11 protein-coding genes are annotated in these 20,612 nt (G+C 52.2%); all 11 read right to left on the reverse strand.

All coding sequences use genetic code 11. The annotated features are described in order from the left end of the window. Window positions 1-760: 760 nt before the first annotated feature. Window positions 761-2,518 (reverse strand): UvrD-helicase domain-containing protein, encoded by a 1,758-nt coding sequence (locus IFO68_RS02950; RefSeq protein ID WP_192014491.1) that lies wholly within the window; start codon window positions 2,516-2,518, stop codon window positions 761-763. Continuing rightward, the gene (locus IFO68_RS02955; RefSeq protein ID WP_192014492.1) at window positions 2,518-4,464 is read right to left on the reverse strand and encodes an ATP-dependent nuclease; all 1,947 of its coding nucleotides are present in this window, start codon (window positions 4,462-4,464) and stop codon (window positions 2,518-2,520) included. The genes IFO68_RS02950 and IFO68_RS02955 overlap by 1 nt, the downstream gene beginning before the upstream one ends. A gap of 1,379 nt (window positions 4,465-5,843) precedes the next feature. After that, a complete protein-coding gene (locus IFO68_RS02960; protein ID WP_192014493.1) occupies window positions 5,844-10,385 on the reverse strand; it encodes an NPCBM/NEW2 domain-containing protein in 4,542 nt (1,513 codons plus the stop codon). Between the two features lie 199 nt (window positions 10,386-10,584). Next, a complete protein-coding gene (locus IFO68_RS02965) occupies window positions 10,585-12,081 on the reverse strand; it encodes a CoA-acylating methylmalonate-semialdehyde dehydrogenase (RefSeq protein WP_192014558.1) in 1,497 nt (498 codons plus the stop codon). A 2-nt stretch (window positions 12,082-12,083) separates the two neighbouring features. Further along, window positions 12,084-13,244: an iron-containing alcohol dehydrogenase gene (locus IFO68_RS02970; RefSeq protein ID WP_192014494.1), complete on the reverse strand. Its 1,161-nt coding sequence runs from the start codon at window positions 13,242-13,244 to the stop codon at window positions 12,084-12,086. A gap of 201 nt (window positions 13,245-13,445) precedes the next feature. Next, window positions 13,446-14,942 carry an FGGY-family carbohydrate kinase gene (locus tag IFO68_RS02975; protein ID WP_192014495.1) on the reverse strand — a complete coding sequence of 499 codons (1,497 nt, stop codon included), beginning with the start codon at window positions 14,940-14,942 and terminating at the stop codon, window positions 13,446-13,448. 33 nt (window positions 14,943-14,975) lie between these two features. Beyond that, entirely contained in the window at window positions 14,976-15,815 is an 840-nt protein-coding gene (locus tag IFO68_RS02980; RefSeq protein WP_192014496.1) for a class I fructose-bisphosphate aldolase, read from the reverse strand. Next, window positions 15,802-17,553, reverse strand: a complete 1,752-nt coding sequence (locus IFO68_RS02985; protein WP_192014497.1) for a glycerol-3-phosphate dehydrogenase/oxidase — start codon at window positions 17,551-17,553, stop codon at window positions 15,802-15,804. The genes IFO68_RS02980 and IFO68_RS02985 overlap by 14 nt, the downstream gene beginning before the upstream one ends. A 41-nt stretch (window positions 17,554-17,594) precedes the next feature. Next, window positions 17,595-18,581 carry an aldo/keto reductase gene (locus tag IFO68_RS02990; RefSeq protein WP_192014498.1) on the reverse strand — a complete coding sequence of 329 codons (987 nt, stop codon included), beginning with the start codon at window positions 18,579-18,581 and terminating at the stop codon, window positions 17,595-17,597. A 35-nt stretch (window positions 18,582-18,616) separates the two neighbouring features. After that, the gene (locus IFO68_RS02995; RefSeq protein WP_192014499.1) at window positions 18,617-19,576 is read right to left on the reverse strand and encodes a sugar-binding transcriptional regulator; all 960 of its coding nucleotides are present in this window, start codon (window positions 19,574-19,576) and stop codon (window positions 18,617-18,619) included. Window positions 19,577-19,589: 13 nt separating this feature from the next. After that, window positions 19,590-20,609, reverse strand: a complete 1,020-nt coding sequence (locus tag IFO68_RS03000; RefSeq protein ID WP_192014500.1) for an ABC transporter permease — start codon at window positions 20,607-20,609, stop codon at window positions 19,590-19,592. Window positions 20,610-20,612: the final 3 nt, after the last annotated feature.

The following is a 20,612-nucleotide window of genomic DNA, read 5'->3' on the forward strand; positions in this document are numbered from 1 at the left end:
GAAATGCCGACTTGTTCGTTGGTGTTGTCCGGGCCGGTTGTAGGCGCTCCCGGCGCCGACAACCTGAAAATTCGTCCTGAATTTTTCCCTGGGGATGTGGTTTTTTTGTGATTTTTGGGGTGCTGTGGCTGGTGCTTTAAGTGAGACATGAAGGTATGTCGCGCTTGAGTTCAGTGCTTCCCTCGCCATGGTGTGGCGCGCGCCAGACACTCTTTGTTGGCCCAAGAGTGCCCAGAAATGCCTGTTTGTCCGTTGCTGTTTTCCGGGCCGGTTGTAGGCGCTCCCTGCGCCGACAACCTAAAAATTCATCCATGAATTTTTCCCTTGTTTTGTATTTCCTATTATATATCGTCAATGCTAAAAGCCGTCATTCCCGCGCAGGCGGGAATCCAGTTAGCGAGTACATTCCTAAAGATTGAGTGAGTATGTCGCGCTTGAGTTCAGTGCCTCCCTCGCCATGGTGTGACGCGCGCCAGACACTCTTTGCTGGCTCAAAGAGTGCCCAGAAATGCCTGTTTGTCCGTTGCTGTTGTCCGGGCCGGTTGTAGGCGCTCCCAGCGCCGACAACCTAAAAATTCATCCATGAATTTTTCCCTGGGGATGTGTGAAAATTTAGCAAACTCGCTTTTGGACAATTGTGACTTACGATCCATAAAGCATTCTAACTTTTCGGATTATTTCAAGTATTACAACCATACGCCCCCTTACATGTAGCTGGCCAAATTCCCTTTTCCACTACTCTATCCGATAGGATGAAATATCAAACAATAGTAAATCCAACCGACTCTAGTTGCTTCCTTTCTGGTAGCTTCAGAGTTTTTACAGCCCAAATCAGAAGCTCTCTTGGTCTTGATGATGCTACGTAAGCAAATCTAGCAGCCTCGCTCTCAGGGTCTTTGAGCCAATCTTTCCAATGAGAGTCACCTCCAGAGCGAGTAGAGGATATAACTATGGTGGCACCATGAGTTTCTCCTTTCGCCCCATGAATCGTTCTTTTTGCAAACTGGAACGATGGCTTATTAGTCACAGCCAATGACGAGGCAACTTCGAGTTTGGCAGAACCAGACGGCGATACTAAGTTTACACTTTCCAATGGAGTTAATATGCTTGTAATACCTTCAGAACAAAAGCTTTGCTTTGGGAGAGAGCGAATCAAAGTTTTTGCATCCTTTGTCCAATCTGACCATTGAACATCAACATTCTGTAAGCCATTGTTAATCAAGTAACTTAATGAATTATTTAAAAATTTTCGCCAAGAAAGGTTTGAAGCAATAGATTGAGGGCAGTTGAAGCTGTTTGGTTTGCAAGTTTCTTTTAAATGAAAACGAAGAAACTCTGAGAATTTCAATAAAGACTGATTGAGCCTTTCCATATCTTTTGGATTGTATAGCTTAATAGCTAGGGCCAGATTCTGAATGTGAGTTGGTTTGTCGACTGAAGTCTGGAATTTATTGAGTATAGAGTGCCCTCTAGATACGACTACAGTATTGTTAAAACCACTACATTTTTCATCAAAAGTTTCTATTAGTTCTGTAGGGCAATTATTGTACTGAAGTACCAAGCATCTTGGTTTAAGCCAGCTCATATTGCCAATTATATTCCCACGGCCAGTGAGCTTCCCACAAAGACTTACTATGTTTTGGCAACTTCTAAAATTACGTGTCAATTGCAAACAGGTAAAGTTATTATCCTTTACGAAATCTTTAACTTTAGCTGGATCAACATCTCTAAATCCATAGATTGCTTGGTGAAGATCTCCTACAAAATGAAGTTTTGCTCCATTATCAGCAAGCGATTGAAAGATAAGAAGTTGTGCTTCTGATAAATCCTGACATTCATCTATAATGAACAGTGGGTACCGCTTAACCAACAATTTGACGAAGTTCTGATATTTTTCATTTGTGAGCACTTCTAAAGCCAAGCACTCGATATCTCTATAGGTTGCAAATCCCCCCTGAAGCATTCTAACTTTGGCTTGAATGAAATCTTTAACCTGCCAATCACTTAGCGCTAGAGCGCCTAGCGTTTTATCTAAAACAGAATCGCCTGAATCAAATATCAGCTTATTATTCTTTAAGTCAAGCGAGTAGCGGTTTGCGTATATTCTTCCTCTTTTGGCGTATGAGTATGTAGTTCGATAGCCTATATGTGTTGTTGGCTCGATTATACGAATAGATGCATCACCTCCTTCCCCAACATAATTTGTTAGCTCTGTTGATAGAGGAGAAACGATGTTTTTGTAGATAAAGCTATCAAATGTGCCTAAGAAATGAGGAAAGATGCCTCGGCCAAAGGGAAGATACTTAGATACCCTGACTGTTAATTCATCAGTTGCACTGTTGGCAAATGAAAGTGCTGCGAGACCTCCGGGTCTCTTCTTCCAAGAACTGATTTCCTTAGCTACTTTCGCTGCAACCACTTCGGTTTTACCACTTCCGGGGCAAGCTTCTAAGAAAGTATGTTCTTCAACGCTTGAGTTTACATAATCAAGCTGCTCGTCGGTAAACTCTAGTTCCATCACTCTTCCTCTTCGAAGTCTACCGATGAAGCCCACATAATCGCTTTTTTGATATATTCAGGAACAGAAAAATCATATCCATTTAACTGGATTCTGTCGGTCAACACTTGGGCAAATAGCCCTTTTCCAATATTGTCGTCATCAATTTTCTTCAGGATTTTGTGAGCGGCCTCGGCAACCTCATGTGGTTGCTTTTTAGTCCAATCTTGCTTCGACATTTCCGTAAACTCTGTAATTACTGTGCTTTTCCTCTTGGGAGGCTCGGGCCACAGAGAAGCAATAATTTCGGACATTAAAGATGCATTGTTACCCTCCATGGCTAAGTCATATTCTAGTGTCTTATATTTGCTTACATAAAGGCGTGAATTAGTTGATTTGTTGATAGAGTTTACGAGATCAATGGCATGGTTGGTCCCAGAGTGCATATTCCCCTCGTAAGGAAGGAAATCTTCGCTTACCTCTTTATCCTCCCCGTCTTTTTCTGGGTCAGGTACTTTTTTCTTTATAGTTTTTGGTGGATCTCGGTCAGTTATTCCGGCACACCTGACCGGAATACTTTCTGCAAAAGCTGCTTCTTCGGTATCATCTGGCTTTGAAACGTTGCAATATAGCTGCATAAAATGCTTAAAGTAGATTCCATTAAGGTTAATCGTTGAGATCCCTAAGTCTTCAAGATTCTTGTGCCCTTCTTTCTGTTCTTTTAGAACTATTTTTGCCAAAGCCGGAATAATCATTTGTTCAGCAATCCCTTCAACAAGGATTACACCACTAGAAAATAATAAATTAGACTTTGTTACATCAAGCCAACGGTTGACGAATTGGCTGCTTGCTTCCGGTAACCCGCAGGTTCGTAACGGTGTCGCTACCGGAGTTGGTAATTTCGACAAATGAATGATCGACTCAAGTTCAACTGAAGAAGCCAAAACTGTTGAGTGCGTAGTTACAATAACTTGAACATTTTTGTTTTGTTTTGCTACTGACTTTAAGTGATTTAACAACCTAATTTGCAATTGTGGATGTAAATGTGCTTCTGGCTCCTCGATAAGTAGTAACTTAAATAGAGGTTGCTCTTCGTCCTCGTCATCTAACGTAAGCTCAGCCATAATTGAAGCTATGTATAGTAGATTGTTATAACCCAAACTATTTTGGCTAAGATCACGAAACAGTGATTGGTCCTCTACAGACAAGTCAGGGAAGAACATTAAAGTTAGACTTTCTGCAATTTTTGTAAAATCGCTTTCTGCAAACTGAATACTGGTTTTTTGCCCGAAGTGATGCCCGATAGCTTTCGTCAGGTTTTCTGTTATGAGCTTATTGGCATCCTTAATACTCAATTTATCATCAGTAGCTAAAGATTCGTTGAAGTCCTTTAGGCTTGCTTCAAGAGGATGTAACTCCCCGTCTTCTCTGCACTGTTTTAGTTGTTTACGATTCAGAGCCTTGAGAAGTTTGGATAATCTGGACTGACGACCATTCGACAATTTTGACTCAGCATCCCTTAGCGGTGGCAAGTAAATACATTGGACTAGCTCCAATAGCTCAGGGTCAAATTGGGAACTCTTTGCAGTACCTCCCCAAATAACTTTTTTAAACCGACCACGTATTTCCTTTTTTTCAGCTTGTAAGTTTAATAAAGCTGTATCTGAAGCTCCAACCCATGGTAGAAAGGCCACTTTATCTTTTACATCCAGCCCATCAAATTCAGCGCAAATAGATAAAGATGTTGCGGTCTTCCCTTCCGCCACAAACGGGCTGAAAAAGTCATCACTAGTTACGCTATATCTACCTGATTCAGAGTCATGAAATAGTTGCCTAATTGCGTTTATGACAGCGGTTTTTCCCGCTCCGTTTTCACCCACTATCACGTTTAACCCATCGGTTAGTTGGATATTAAACTCTTTGCCAAAACACCGGAAACCTTCAGCTTTTAAGTTACTTAAATACATGCATTATCCTACCTCTACCTACTTGAATAGACATATTCTAACTATTTGATATGGATTAGGTAACTCTGTCGGTAGCTTACTTGAGTGACTTAGCTAACACTATTCATGTGCAGAGCAGATTTTAATAGTTCTAACAGAAGGTCGACGTGTTAAGTATTCACATGTCACTTTGCATAACCTTTACTAAGGCAAGTTAACGAAAACGCAATGTGAATGATGTTTTACTCTAAATGATAAAGGGGCGATTCCAAACTTGGATCTAACCTTTCCACTCCTCCAGGGAAAAATTCAGGACGAATTTTTAGGTTGTCGGCGCCGGGAGCGCCTACAACCGACCCGGACAACACCAGCGAACAAGCAGGCTTTTCTGGGCACTCTTTGAGCCAGCAAAGAGTGTCTGGCGCGCTTCGAAAATGCTGAGATTGCCACTAAACTCAAGCGCGACATACCTTCATGCCTCACGCAAACCTCCAGCCACAGCACCCCAAAAATCATAAGAAAATCACTCCCCCAGGGAAAAATTCAGGACGAATTTTTAGGTTGTCGGCGCTGGGAGCGCCTACAACCGGCCCGGACAACACCAACGAACAAGCAGGCATTTCTGGGCACTCTTTGGGCCAGCAAAGAGTGTCTGGCGCGCATTCGCAAATGGTGAGATTGCCACTGAACCCAAGCGCGACATACCCGCACAATCTTTAGAAATGCACTCGCTGTCTGGATTTCCGCCTGCGCGGAAATGACGGCTTTTTGCATTTACGGCATCAAAAGAAATCACTCCCCCAGGGAAAAATTCAGGACGAATTTTTAGGTTGTCGGCGCCGGGAGCGCCTACAACCGACCCGGACAACACCAGCGAACTAACCGGCATTTCTTGACACGCTTTGGGCCAGCAAAGAGTGTCTGGCGCGCATTCACAAATGGTGAGATTGCCACTAAACGTAAGCGCGACATACCCACACAATCTTTAGAAATGCACTCGCTGTCTGGATTTCCGCCTGCGCGGAAATGACGGTTTTTTGCATTTACGGCATAAAAAGAAACCACTCCCCCAGGGAAAAATTCAGGACGAATTTTTAGGTTGTCGGCGCCGGGAGCGCCTACAACCGTCCCGGACAACACCAAAGAATCAAAAGGCATTTCTGGACACGCTTTGGGCCAACAAAGAGTGTCTGGCGCGCATCAATAAATGGTGAGATTGCCACTGAACCCAAGCGCGACATACCCGCACAATCTTTAGAAATACACTCGCTGTCTGGATTCCCGCCTGCGCGGGAATGACGGATTGTTGCATTTACGGCAAATAAAAAATGCCCGAACTCACTACAGAGTCCGGGCAACACGGGTGGTCAGCCAACCCACCCTCCCCTAAAGAAATGTCGCTAGTTCGCGTACCTCAACCGCGCATCAGCCCAATTCGCATGGTCATAGCCATTGCCATCACCCGCGGTGCCGACGACCAATTTCAGCTCAGTGACATTGGACGGGATCGGCAGATTCACATTCACCGGTCCCTGGCTGCCGGTCAGCGTGACACTCTGATAGGCCAGACTGCCGTTGAGCCAGACTTCAAACACCACACTGCCGTTATTGCCCACTTCATCATCCACACCAATCACCGCCTGGAACTGGTCATATTCACCGGCCACCAGGGTATAAGTGACGCTTGAATCTGCATGCACACCCAGCCCTTTGCTGTAGACCGCACCGCCAATCGTGATCGGATTGCCGTCATTAGCCAGCTCTTCGCCATTGCTGGTGTCTTTCTCCAGCGGCCCCCAGCCATTGGTCACTGCGCCGGTTTCGGTCATGTCGCTGAGATAACTGTACTGACTCTGCCCGGAAGACTGCAGCAGTTTGGCATCGCCCCAGCTGGCATGGTCACTGCCGACGCCGTTACCAGCACCTGTCACCACCAGCTTCAGCTCATAGTTATCCGGGCTCAGGTTGATGGAGACATACTTGGCGGTGTCTGAACCGGTCAGCGTGCCGCTCTGATAACTCAGTACGCCATCCACCCAGACTTCAAACACTACGCTGCCGCTGCCGCCGACTTCGTCATCGACACCAACAAAAGCGCGGAACTGGGTATAATCACCACCACTGATGTCGTACACCACTTCAGATTCGGCATGCACACCCAAACCTTTCTGATACTGGGTGCCACCAATGGAAATGGTGCCGCCGTCATCCGATGCGGCCTCGCCATTACTGGCGTCTTTTTCAAACGGCCCCCAGCCATTGCTGGATGACACTTCTGCCATATCACTCAGGTACACCACTGTGGCTTCAGCCGGTGGCTCAGGCACTACGATCTCCGGCCCTTCGTACTCAATCTGCTCCAGATAAGCGACCAGCGCGGCCCGTTCGCTGGCACTGCTGACGCTGTGCTGGGAACCGGTTTGCAGCACATCATTGAGCGTCGCGGCCTGTCCGTTATGGAAATACGGTGGCGTTGACCAGACGCCAATCAGGGTCGGCGTATCAAAGCCAACGCCGCCAAGCGGATTACCGCTGCCCTGACCGGACGAGGCCTGAATGGTGCCGACATCATGGCGTTGATTATCGGTATAGAAATCCCCGCTGTGACAGGTGTCGCAGCCTTTTTGGGTAAACAGCGTCTTACCTGTCGATGCGGACGCGGTCAGACTGCCGTCCTGATTGCGGTACGGGCTGCGTGGATACGCATTCAGACTGCTGACGTAAAACGCCAGATTGTCGAGATCGACACTGTAGCCTGCTTTGTTCGCGCCCAGTGGGTCCGAGGTCAGCGCAAAGATCGCATCATCGAGAAAACCCACGCCCTGAAACGCCAGACGAATATCGTTTTCAAAATCATGAATTTCATCAAAGTTGGCTGTCCAGTGAACCCGGCCATTCCCCATGCCGACTCGGCCGAGCAATGAAATGGTATTGCGCAGCCCTTCACCGCGGTCGGTAAAGTCCCAGACACGGTTATCACTGTCGCCGTCTGTATGGCAGCCGGCACACGAGATATAGCCATCCCTGGTCATGCGCGCATCGCTGGCGTTGTAGAAAATCTGCTTACCGGCCAGAACGCGCGGATGCATGGTTTCATTTGCCACCAGCGAAATATCCGCCAGCTTGGCAATGGCCTCGCCCTGATTTTCAAACGGCGACAGGTCATGAACAGAAACAGTGCGCGACAGGAAGTTATGCACAAACAACAAGTTACCGACTTTCACCAAACCACGTGGAGCTTTACCTGAATCTGCAATTTCACTGGCCCGCTCACGGGAATAGGCATCACGCACCTCGACGCTGTTTTGCCCTTCCAGCGCAATGTAGACATAATCGCCCAGCTCGCTGAACACCAGCGCTTTGGGCTGTGCCCTGTCGTCCATGTCCATTTGCAGGCTGGGGACTTCTGCCAGTGTGTTGAGGTTGATCTGCGAGGTAATGGCACGCAGGGTGGTTTCAAAGGTCAGCGCCTGGTTTGGATCCCCCTCATTGTATTCACCGCGATCCACATTGGCTTTGATTGCCGGTACCCATGCCGACTGGCCGTCCGGCGAGATAGTAACCGCATTGAGATAATTCGGGATCCCGCGGCTCCTGTCTTCGCCATCCACAGTGGTGGTGTCTTTCTGCAGATTGACCACAGAGTCCACTGACATCGAACCGATATGCACAGCCACGACTTCAGCATGAGACTGAGGTGAGATAAAACGTGTGACCAGTGCGGTGGCCGAATCGCTGTCAACAGCGATCCCTCTGGCGCTCTGGCCCACACTGACCGTGCCGGTAATCGTGCGGTTCGACGGATTGATTTTGACCACTTCACCGGTTGCCTGCAAAGTGACCAGCGCGGCACTGCCATCCGGTGTAAACACCACACCATGCGGCTGGCTGGCGCGCGGCAGATCGATGGTATGCAGTACGCTGCCGGTGGCAGACAAGACTTTGATGTTGTCGCTGTCCTGATTCGCCACCCAGAGGTTGCCATCAGGGGCAATCGCCAGGGTGCGGGGTTTCTCGCCGACCTGGGTTTCCCACACTTTACCAAACGGCGAGACCTGGCTGATCGCCGAGACGGTGCCGTTATCCTCATTGACCGCGTACACCCGGTTGGCATCTTTCACTATGGTGCTGGCCGTCGTGGGCGTGTTCAGCGTCAACGGGTTGTACACGGTATGCTGCTGCGTTTTGCTTGTGGTCAGTGAGCCAGATTCTCGTACAGTCACAATGGCATTCCAGTGATTTGGCGAGCTGTAAGTGTGACTGACCGAGCCATTGCTGGAAAATGCGGTTGGCGGTGTGCCGTCACCAAAGTCCCAGGAATACTCCAGATTACCGCCCAGCAAAGGAGAAGCCGAGGCTGAGAAGGAAATGGGCGTACCCAGCGTAACCTGAGCCGTGCTGCCAAGTGTAATATCATGACCCACCACAGAGCCGGTGGAGAAACGGTAACTGGTCGCAGGCAGCGGGTTACCGGCAAAGTCTTCAATACCATCTACTTCAACCACATAAATGCTGTCGGCATCTAACTGGCTATCCGGTGTGAAGTTGGCAAACCCTAAGTTCACACTGTAGGTGCCGCTGACCGGGGTACTGCTGCCCAGCTTGGTCACGGTAAAGGTATTGCTGTTGACCGACTCCATCAGCAGGCTGTCGGAAAAGACAATACCGACCCGGGACGAACGGGGTTGCAGCGTTGAATCGATAGCCGGACTGCTGTGAACAATCGCCGGAGGCGTGTTGTCTGGCCCGGCCTGATGGGCGATTAAACCGCTGCCGGTGCCGTGATCATTGCCGACCCAGACCATATTGCCGAACGGGAACACCTGACCATGGTCGGTATCGCCGCCGGCGGCATTGAGCGAGCCGCTGCCTGATAGCTGTATGTTGCTGATATTGCTGACATCCAAGACTGAGATATCGTCCTGGTTGCCGAGAAACAGCTTATGATCCTGCACGTTACAGTACAGATTCTGGAACCCGGACAGCTGATCGTGCACCAGTGTCATGGGCGTTGTTGTTGTATCGTAAATTCTCAGCTTGTCCGCGGTAGAGCGGGCGCCGAAGAAGGCATATTTACCGTCCCAGCATGAGGCATAATATTTCTCCGGCAGGGAGCTGAGGGTTTTCTCCAGCGTCGGGGTTTCCGGATCATCCAGGTTCAGGATAGAAAAACCGGCGGTGGTTTCCATGCTCGACAGGAACATCTTGTTACCCACCACAAAGACCGGACCGATATTGAAACCGCCCAGTTGCGAGGTTGGAATGGTTTTCACTATCGAAGGGTTACTGACGTTGCTGGTATCTACTATGGTTAACCCGGCATTACCACGGGCCACATACAAATAAGGTGCCTGCCAGAACAGCTGCCAGGACACGTTATTATAATCCCCGAAGTTCACCCCTGAGATGGGCAGTTTGGAGACCTGAACAGGATTATTGACATCAGACCAATCCCAGATTTCAATCCCTTTCCCTGTCTGGATGGCAATCAGATTACCTTCGCTCAGACCAAAAGAATGCGGCTCGCGAAATTCCGAGGTACGCAGCCCGTTACCGGTACGGTACTGATTACTGGTATCGGGTTCATAGACCGTCTTGACCAAAGACAGGTTGGTCGGGTCTGAGGCGTCCAGCGCAATCCAGCCACCGGGGCCGCCGCCGCTGTCAGGGGCAAAAATACCCACCATGTAACCATTGAGCATGGTCATGACATTCACACCATAATGTTTTCTGCCGGGGTAATCCGGCGGCAGAAATCCGGTGGTGTCATCCACCAGCGGGTAAGACACCTGAGTGAAAGTTTCGCCTGTACTGTAGTTGAGATTACCCAGCCCCGGCCCCTGTGCCGCCATTACTGACGCACTCAGTCCGAGCGAGGCAAGCATGCCCAGCACAGGTCGTATGCCGGGGTAGCGGTTAGATCGCTTCCGTATTGCAGCCATGAAAGATCTCCATGATTTATTGTATCACTAGCGCAGAATTGAACTGCATGGGGCCTGTTCAGAGACCGCCCCTCAACCTCGGTTAGTGAGTAGGGTTGATTTATCGTGATTACTGCAAAACTTCGCCAACTGAGTCGCGGCGGAAAGCCGCTTATTATTGAGGCGGCTTCCTGCATTGGGAAGCCGCTCTTTTGAGGTGTTATTTCATGGTCGGCATGACAAAGTCAGCCTGTTGCTGCTGGTTTTTCGGCCAGCGGGTGGTGATGGTTTTCATGCGGGTAAAGAAACGCACACCATCGCTGCCGTGCATGTGCAGCGGCCCGAACAGGGAACGCTTCCAGCCACCAAAAGAATGGAAAGCCATAGGCACTGGAATCGGCACGTTCACACCCACCATGCCCACTTCCACTTGATCACTGAACCGGCGCGCGGCTTCCCCGTCGGCGGTGAAAATCGCCGTGCCGTTCCCGAATTCATGTTCATTGATCAGCGTCAGGGCTTCATCCAGCGACTGGGCGCGCAGCATTGACAGGACTGGCCCGAAAATTTCTTCGCGGTAAATTGTCATCCCGGGGGTGACATGATCAAACAAAGTGCCGCCAACGTAATAACCGTTTTCAAAGCCGGGAACCTGATAATCACGGCCATCCACCAGCAGCGTGGCGCCTTCGGCTTCCCCGGCGTCGATATAACTGCTCACGCGTTTCATGTGATCGTCTGTGATCAGCGGCCCCATTTCGTTCTCAACCGACTGGCCATAGCCCGGCCCGACCCGTAACTCACGAATCCGGGCTGTGAGTTTCTCTGCCAGCTTATCGGCCACTTCGTCACCAATGGCAACCGCGACAGAAATCGCCATGCAGCGTTCTCCGGCCGCACCAAAGGCGGCGCCCATCAGCGCATTAACCGCCTGATCCAAATCCGCATCCGGCATCACCACCAGATGGTTTTTCGCACCGCCCAGTGCCTGCACCCGTTTGCCGTGTGCCGAGCCCTGTGAATAGATGTATTCCGCAATCGGTGTCGAGCCGACAAAACTGACTGCTTTGACTCTGGCATCGCTCAGCAGCACATCCACCGATTCCTTATCGCCCTGCACGACATTAAACACCCCTGGCGGCAATCCGGCCTGGGTCAGCAATTCCGCCAGTCTCAGTGCCGCGGACGGGTTTTTCTCTGACGGTTTCAGCACAAAGGTATTGCCGGTTGCCAGTGCAATTGGGAACATCCACATGGGCACCATGACCGGGAAATTAAAGGGGGTGATCCCCGCGCACACGCCCAAAGGCATCAGCATGGAATGCGAGTCCACATCTGTGCCCACATTACGGCTGTGTTCGCCTTTTTGCAGATGGGGAATGCCGCAGGCAAATTCGACCACTTCCAGCCCGCGGGTCAGTTCGCCCAACGCATCACTGTGTACTTTTCCGTGCTCGCGGCTGATGAGTGTTGCCAGCTCGTCCATGTTCTGTTCCAGCAAGGCTTTGAAGCGAAACAGGATGCGCGAGCGATTAAGCGGTGTCATTTGCGCCCAGGCCGGCCATGCCGCTTCCGCGCTGGTAATCGCCTGCTCGGTATCCGCCACGCTGGACAGGCCAACCTGATCGATCACTTTACCGGTGGCCGGATCCGTGACCGGCAGATTGCGATCTGAGGTCACTGGCACTAATTCACTGTTGATGTAATTTCCAATCATCATTAACTCCATACCTTTTTATACAGTTCAATCACTTCATTCTTGCTCGGAATGCGCGGATTATTATTCGGTGAACCCGATGCCAGCGCCTGCTCCGCCATGGTGTCCAGCAGCTCATGATACTGGTGCCGGTCAATCCCGAAATCCGACATGGCCGGCACCTGCAGATCGGCGTTTAGCTGAGTCAGCTCAGACATCAGACGCTGCACGGCTTCTTCGTCACTGACGATGTCATCAGCCAGCCCCATCGCGCGGGCGCAGTCGGCATAACGCGTCAGACTGGCCGGAATGGAAAACTCGGTAATCGCAGGTAATAACATGGCATTGCTCATGCCATGCGGGACATGGAAATGGGCGCCAATCGGACGGCTCATGCCGTGCACCAGTGCGACAGACGCGTTGGAAAACGCAATACCGGCCAGTGTGGCTCCCAGCATCAGCTTCTCTTTCGCATCATGATTGCCAGGGGTGTTCACCGCTTCGCGAAGATTCGGGGCTATCAAACGCATGGCTGACAGCGCCTGCTGATCGGAATACACCCCGGCTTTGGCGCTGACATAAGCTTCAATGGCGTGTGTCAGCGCATCAATCCCGGTATCGGCAGCGATACGGGCCGGCACCGACAGGGTCAGCTCATAGTCGATGATAGCCGCCTGGGGGATCAGTCCCGGCCCCATGCACAGCATTTTCTCGTCTGTGTCCTGATCTGTGATGATGGTCACCCGGGTAACTTCCGATCCCGTGCCTGCTGTGGTCGGAATCGCAATCACGGGCAAGATGGCTTCTGTCACCACATGGGGTACTTTGTAGTCACGCATCTGACCGCCGTGCTGTGCCAGCAGACCAATGGCTTTTGCGCTGTCGATGGCGCTCCCGCCGCCCAGTGCAATCAGGCAGTCAAACTGGCCTGTCACCACCTGATCAACCGCCGGCAGGATAGAGGCCTCAGTCGGCTCCGGCTCGGTATCCAGAAAGACACCGCACTCCAACCCTACCGCCGCCAGTGCGATTTCAACCCGGCGTACATAACCCAGCTCAGACATCACTCGGTCGCTGATAATCAATGGCTGACGGCAAGACAGCAGTTTCAGCATGTCTGCCACTTTATCCAGCGCGCCAGCCCCGATTTCCATCAGGCCGGGCATTACGATTCGTTGTGTCATCCCTTTCATCCTTTCAACCTTTTAATCATCTTAATAATATAGAGCACATACCGACAAAAATGAGACAAAAAATATCAAAATAAATCAATTTTGAGAGGGTGAGCAAAGTCGGTGAACATCAGGATCGGCAAAGCCGTTCCGGTAGCACAGCCACCGAAACAGCAAAGTTAACCCATTGATATTAAGTGAATTATCTGAGAGTCATGACATCAGCCCTTTCAAGGCGTTCGACACCGCCAGGTAGCGTTGGTAGCGCTGATGAAGAATGGCTTGCTGCTGTGGCCTGGGCGTAAGAGGCGTATTGAGCTTGGCCATAGCGGCTACCGCCTGCTGCAGAGCCGGGAAACAGCCTGCACCGGTTGCGGCAGCCATCGCCGCCCCTCTGGCACCGGCTTCGCTACAGTCGGAGGTCTGAATCGCGACATCCAGCACATCCGCAAACAACTGGCTCCAGACCGGGCTTTTGGCGGCCCCGCCGCTGAGAACCGCAGTGTCGATATGCTGACCCGCCAGCCTGAGCTGACCAACATGTTCTAAATGCCCAAAGACAATGCCTTCATAAACGGCATAGAGTAAGTCCGATTTTTTATGCCATCCGGCCAGCCCGAAAAAATTCCCGTGCACCGGCTGATTATCACAGCCGCCGTAGAGGTAAGGGTGAAACAGCGGCAGATCGTCACTGATCACAGTGTCGGCCACCATGGCATTAAGTTGCTGAAAAAGATCGACATTGTGGGTTTTGGCTTGCTGTTTTTCTTGTTTGAAAAATTCGCAGATGAACCATTCGAGGTTCGAGGCCGAGGTCGCACTCGACTCCACCGCCAGATAACGCTGGCCGGGAAAATGGCAGGCCATAAAAACATCCCTGCCCGGCAGGCTGTCCGTCACCACCTGATTAATGCTCCAGGAACCGGCAATCACAGAGGCGGCCTGGCTTTGCCAGACCCCTGAGCCGATAGCGCAGGCCACGATATCAAAACAGCCACTGACCACTGGCGTGCCTTCGCTCAGTCCGGTTAACGCCGCCGCTTCCCTGCTGACCCGGCCCATAACATCCTGACATTCCCTGATGTCGGGAATCGCCTGCTGCATCTCTGGAATAGCTAATGCAGTAAGTAAAGCGGCCGACGCCTCTCCTGCTGAAAAATCGTATAAACCCGAGGCACTGAGATCCCCGTACTCGGTCGATATCTCGCCGGTCAGGCAAAAATTCATGTAATCCTTACAGAACAGGACGCTGCCGATGCTCTGGTATGTCTCCGGGTGATACTGTTTGAGCCAGCAAAGCAGTGTGGCCGATTGTGCCGGCCAGACACCCTGACGGTTGAGCTCCTGAATCAACTCATAGTCGGACTGATTTTTTATCGTCTGCACCAGATCACTGGCGCGGCAATCGAGCGATTTGATCGCCAGCAGGGGCATCGCCTCGTGATCCAGCAAATACAGCCCGTTACCATGACCGCTGCACCCGACAGCTACCACCTGTCCGGACTGCACGGCCCATTCTTCCAGTAAGCGACGTATCAGGACCGCGCACTGACTCCACAGCGCTGCCATATCGCACTGAGCAAAACCCGGTGCAGGAAAATGCGTCGCCACTTTGTCACCCAGCGCACCGATTTCGCGGCCCTGTAAATCAAATAGCGCCACTTTTATTCCCGTGTTTCCGCAGTCTATACCCAGTACGTATGGTGTCATTGCTTGCTTCCTTTTCTTGCTGACAGTGAAAAATTACTGCTGATAAATAGCCAGTGCATCAGACACGCTGGCGTTGTTGTGGATCATCGCCATGAAGGCCTGCACGATGCGGCTCGGGTTAGGGTGCTGGTAAATATTCCGGCCATACACCATGCCCAATGCGCCCTGATCCAGCAGTTGACGCGCCTTGCTAAAGACCACTTCGACATCTTCTTTGCCGCCGCCGCGAACCAGCACAGGACAACGCGCCGCTTCGACCACACGGTGGAATTCCGACGCATCAGCCGTTGGATCGGCTTTGATGATGTCTGCCCCCATTTCGCGGGCCAGACGCACCAGAGTCACTATCTTTTCCGCATCACCGTCTACTGCATAGGCTTTACCCGAACTGGCCGGCTGCATCACCAGTGGCTCGATCATCAGCGGCATACCGTATTTGTCGCAGTCGTTTTTCACTTTGCTGATATTCACCACACACTGGCGGAACAGATCCGGCTCATCAGGCAGCATAAACAGGTTAACCACCACGCAAGCCGCGTCCATCTGCAGCGCCTGCAGTACCGGCTCCTGATCATTTTGCATCACAGCCCACATATGGCGGTGGCGAATCGTGTTGTACGGATTGCCCATATCCAGCCGCATCACCAGAGCCGGTTTGTCTTTGCCGTCCACATTTTGCAGCAGGTCGCTCTGACCATAATTCATCTGAATCGCGTCCGGTCTGGCTTTCACCAGCTGGCTGACCACAGAGTCCATGTTTTCCAGGCCATCGAGAAAAGACGGCTCGTTACACACCCCGTGATCCAGTGCCACGTCCAGACAGCGGCCGTTGTTAAACAGCCGGTTCATCCTTACTTTCTTACTGATATACATAGTTTCCTCCTGAAAAAGATGTGGTCCAGATTTGCTCAACCTGCTCAGTGCTGACGGCCAGACCATGATGTAGCTGCAACTGACGACAACTTTCTGCCAGATCCTGTTTCGTTTGCTGTTCATTCCAGCCCAGCGTCGCGGCCACCAGCTCAGTCACCTCAGCCAGCACCTGATTGTCTATCTGTCCTTGAATCGCCACCGAAGTGCGGCGCTGCAGCACATCCAGCGTGCGGCACACAGCCTCGTGTTCAATCAGATACATCAGCTCGCGCCTGGTGTACGCCGGCAGGCTGGTCAGCACCGTATCCTCACCGGCGCTCAGGTATGCCATCACCGCCAGGCACTGAGTGCCGTAACGTTGCAGCAGCATCTCTGCTCTGGCTTCGCTCAGGGCATATTGGGCATGGGCTGCTTTAGTAAAGGCTTTGCGTTCAATATCTGTCTGCGGGAAATCCCTGCCGCCGCCTATGGGCCGGTCGGCGGTCGAGATCCGGCGGGTGTGCGCCATATCCGATAAGATCTGATCGGCCACTTCTTCCCCGAAGGCGCGAAATGTCGTCCATTTGCCGCCGATCAGAGAATAAAGGCGAACCTGACCGTCTTCCGTGCTGTCCACCCGCAGAGCATGACTGCGCGGGATCTGCCCTGTGGTCGAGGTTTTCACCGACGGCAACGGGCGTACGCCGCTGAACTGATACACTATGTCTTCCCGCTCGATCACCAGTGCCGGAAACACGGCTTTCAGTGAGTCGAGCATGTAATCAATTTCTTCACCGGTACAGGTCACGGCATCCAGATCTGCCACCGGAATGTCTGTCGAGCCGATCAGTACGTTGCCGTAGTAGGGAAACAGAATGCATACCCGCCCTTCCGGGTTCTCGTAAAACACCATGTGCCCGTTCAGCTCGGCCAGTAACTCAGAGTGGCGGACAATAATGTGCGAGCCTTTGGTGCCCTGCAGATAGCCCGAGGCCAGTCCCAGACGATCATTGGTCTGATCGACCCAGGCCCCGGTGGCATTGACCAGTTTGTCTGCGCTGATCGTGCTGGTTTCCCCCGTCAGGGTGTCACGCAGGGTAAAACGCTGACCGTCCCGCGCCAGCAGCTCGGTATAGTTACAGGCCAGACTGCTGCTTTGATCGCCCGTGTCGCTCAGCACCTCCATTGCCAGACGCTCAGGGGCACTGATCCAAGCATCGTAATAATCGGCGCTGCAGGCGACGGCAGAATCGAACTGTGGCCAGCGTGCTGCCGTTTCAGACTGCGAAAAGAAACGGTGTTTCGGCAGACGCTGATCGCGACGGGTGAAAAAGTCGTAAAACCACAGCCCCAGTTTAATCACCAGCGCCCCCCGGCGACTGGGTTTGTCCATCAGTCCGGTGAAGTTAAACAACGCGTAAAACAGCCCGGACCAGCGAGAAAAGATCGGAATCGTAGTAACCAGCGGCTGCACATAATGCGGCGCATTGACCAGCAAACGGTTCCGCTCTGCCAGTGATTCCCTGACCAGGGCAAACTCGCCGTTTTCAAGATACCGCAAGCCACCGTGAATCATCCGCGACAGGGCGGCGCTGGCTTTACTGCAGAAATCTTCTTTCTCCACCAGCAAGACTTTCACCCCCTGCAAAGACAACTCCCGGTACACACTGATACCGTTGATACCGCCACCGACTATCACTACATCGAAATGCGCATCCTGGGGTAATCGTTCCCGCCTTTGTGTTCCATCGCCTGCCATACTGCTCCCCTTATCGATTCTTATTGTGGGTGGGAATCACATCAGTCAGTCTGTAACTGGCTGAGCGACTGAGCCACCAGCGTGCTGATGGTATCCACATCCACAGCAGCCAGATTTACCTCTCCGGCCCGCGCATTCTCAGCCGCCTGGGTCGGATTACGGGCGCCGCACAAGGCATAGGTAATACCCGGCTGCGACAGCGTCCAGGCAATGACCAGCTGCGCAACCGAGATGCCATAATCGTTAGCCAGCGGCGTGACCAACTGGCAGAACTGCTGCACTATCTGACGGTTTGGCTGAGAAAATAACGGATTCGACAACCGCTGATCGTCGCCGTCAAACCTACGGTCGGCAGAGATTTTTCCGCTCAGCAGACCAAGTGCCAGCGAGGAATAACTCAGGCAGGACACCCCGGTGGCGCGGGTATGCGGCAACAGGCTCTGCTCAAGCTCACGTTCTATCATGTTGTACTTTTCCTGCACCGCATCGACGGTGCCGAACTGCTGATAATGCTTCAGGTCTTCCAGGCTGATATTGCTGACGCCAATCGCGCGGATCTTGCCCTGTTGTTTCAGCTCTATCAGGGTCGCCATGGTTTCTTCAATCGGTGTGGTCGGGTCCTGCCAGTGGGTGATGTAGAGATCGATATAATCTGTCCCCAGACGACGCAGACTCTGTTCCAGTTCGTACTGAATAGCATCGCGGCCAAGATAACGGTGTACCGGTTTGCCTTCTTCATCGAAGAAATGATTGCCTTTCTGAGTGTGCCAGACCAGGCCGCATTTGGTGGCCAGCACCACTTTATCGCGCTGGCCCTTGATGGCTTTACCAACCAGTTCTTCCGAGCGGCCCAGCCCGTATGCCGGGGCCGTGTCAATCAGCGAGACACCGCAAGTGATCGATTCCTGAATCGCGGCAACGGCCTCCTTTTCATTGGTGCCGCCCCACATCCAGCCACCCATGGCCCAGGTGCCCAGGCCAATCACCGAGGCATCAATACCTGAAAAACCTAACTGTCTTTTGTTCATGGTCATCCCTCTCAAGTTAACAATTCTTCTGTGTTTCAATATGCATCGAGCACACCCTGTGCGGTCGATTCATCAGTGATCAGTGTATTGAGAAAACCGCCGCGCAGCGCAGCAGCAATCGGCATCACTTTTTCAGCCCCGGCTGCGACGCCGATACTGACCGGGATCTGGCGCATTTCCGCCAGCGACAGGCCGACCAGCTTGTTGTTCAGCGCCGGAATGCAGGCCGAGCCGGACTGGTCATACAGATGCGCAAAGACTTCCCCTTTGCACTGGCTCTCTGCCACCAGGGCTTTTTCGCCGTTGATCCAGTGACGCAAGTCAAAATAGCTTTCGTCGCCTTTCGCCACCGCGCCGATGCCCGCCAGCGCAATGTCGGCGTGCCGGGCCATCTCCAGCACTTCCTTGGTGGCCCGCATGTTGATCAGCATGTCACGGTCCGATTGCGTATCTGCAAACAAGGGCGCATGAAGCTGCATCGAGCGGCCTCCCAGCTTTTCCGCCAGCGCCGAGGCCAGGTAGTTCACATCGGTAAAATGCGTGCCCTGCACCCCGCCGGTGGCCGGCACTACAGTCACCTTCATGCCTTTAACCGGCTTCATTACTTCCACTATGGTGGCCAGTGCCTTGCCGCCGCTGATGCAGATGACATCATTCTTACGCAGGGTGTCCTGTAAAAATTCCGCCGCCACTTCCGCTATCTGCGTAAACCCAACGACAGGATCATCGGCATAGGACGGACAAAGTACCGCTTTAGGCAGACCCGTACGTGCCATCAGCTGCTTTTCCAGCTCCATTACCCCCATGTGCGGAATGTTGAGGATAATTTCGACCAGCCCCTCTTCCCGCGCCTGACGGATAATGCGGTTCACCTTGGCCGGTGACAGATCCAGGCTTTTCGAGATCTCCGCCTGGCTGCGATTCTCTTTGTAATGCGAGAACAGCACCTTGCTCACCAGACGGGAGACATCCAGGCTTTTCGTTGTGGTTTGCATAGGTTCAGCCCTCTCAGGATTTGGCTTTCGACTTCTGGTGCAAATGGTGATCCGCCGCCACAGCCGCCAGCAGGATCAGTCCTTTAATGAACTCCTGCCAGTACACAGACACATCGAGCAGAATCAGTGAACTGGACACCACACTCAGCAGCGCTATCCCCAGAATCGCTCCGAAGATGGTGCCTTCGCCGCCTTTGAGGCTCGCGCCGCCGATCACCGCTGCTGCAATAATGTTCAGCTCCAGCCCGACCCCGAAGTTGGGCGTTGCCGCACCGAATTTCGACATATAGATGATCCCGGCCAGACCGCAGAGCGCAGAGGACAAGACGGTGACGTACAGCTTCACCTTGTTGGTGTTGACGCCCGAGTACTGCGCGGCTTTCTCGTTACTGCCGGTGTAGAAAATCTTGCGGAAGGCTTTGGCATTACGCAGCAGGAAGTCACTGATAATGATCACCACAAAGAAAATGATGATAGAGAACGGCACTCCGAACAGGGTTCCCTGACCGACAAACTTAAATTCAGGCGGCAGAGTGAACAGCGAAATGGGTGTGCCCTGAGTGATGATCATGCTGGCCCCCCGCGCCAGCCCCATAAAGGCCAGAGTGACAATAAAGTGGTGCAGGCCCAGCCGCGTGACGCACAGCCCCATCAGCCAGCCGATAAAACCGCTGAAACCAATGGAGGCCAGACTGGCCAGCCAGGGGTTCATGCCCAGCATGAAGAGCTTGGCAGCGAACACCATGGCCAGACACATCACCGCGCCAACCGACAGGTCAATCCCGCCGACAATCAACAGCATGGTCATACCGACCACCACAATGCCTTCGGTGGAAAACGACAGCAGCATGGCTTTCATATTGGCCCAGGTCAGAAAATACGGTGAGGCAAAGCTCATGCCGATAAACATCGCCACTATGATGAGGATCAGCGTGAATTCCCGCATCTGACTGACGCGCACCAGCGCATCACGGAAGGAACGTTTTTTACCGGTAACCGAAGTGCTGGGTGTAGATACATGTTCAATAGTCATTAT

Origin of the sequence: Photobacterium arenosum (assembly GCF_014841115.1) — a bacterium.
GTDB classification, from domain to species: Bacteria; Pseudomonadota; Gammaproteobacteria; order Enterobacterales; family Vibrionaceae; genus Photobacterium; species Photobacterium arenosum.

Bases quoted from the DNA above. Each gene is read 5' to 3' on its own strand.
- IFO68_RS02950 (WP_192014491.1), bottom strand. From the start codon at position 2,518: ATGGAACTAGAGTTTACCGACGAGCAGCTTGATTATGTAAACTCAAGC.
- IFO68_RS02955 (WP_192014492.1), bottom strand. From the start codon at position 4,464: ATGTATTTAAGTAACTTAAAAGCTGAAGGTTTCCGGTGTTTTGGCAAA.
- IFO68_RS02960 (WP_192014493.1), bottom strand. From the start codon at position 10,385: ATGGCTGCAATACGGAAGCGATCTAACCGCTACCCCGGCATACGACCT.
- IFO68_RS02965 (WP_192014558.1), bottom strand. From the start codon at position 12,081: ATGATTGGAAATTACATCAACAGTGAATTAGTGCCAGTGACCTCAGAT.
- IFO68_RS02970 (WP_192014494.1), bottom strand. From the start codon at position 13,244: ATGACACAACGAATCGTAATGCCCGGCCTGATGGAAATCGGGGCTGGC.
- IFO68_RS02975 (WP_192014495.1), bottom strand. From the start codon at position 14,942: ATGACACCATACGTACTGGGTATAGACTGCGGAAACACGGGAATAAAA.
- IFO68_RS02980 (WP_192014496.1), bottom strand. From the start codon at position 15,815: ATGTATATCAGTAAGAAAGTAAGGATGAACCGGCTGTTTAACAACGGC.
- IFO68_RS02985 (WP_192014497.1), bottom strand. From the start codon at position 17,553: ATGGCAGGCGATGGAACACAAAGGCGGGAACGATTACCCCAGGATGCG.
- IFO68_RS02990 (WP_192014498.1), bottom strand. From the start codon at position 18,581: ATGAACAAAAGACAGTTAGGTTTTTCAGGTATTGATGCCTCGGTGATT.
- IFO68_RS02995 (WP_192014499.1), bottom strand. From the start codon at position 19,576: ATGCAAACCACAACGAAAAGCCTGGATGTCTCCCGTCTGGTGAGCAAG.
- IFO68_RS03000 (WP_192014500.1), bottom strand. From the start codon at position 20,609: ATGACTATTGAACATGTATCTACACCCAGCACTTCGGTTACCGGTAAA.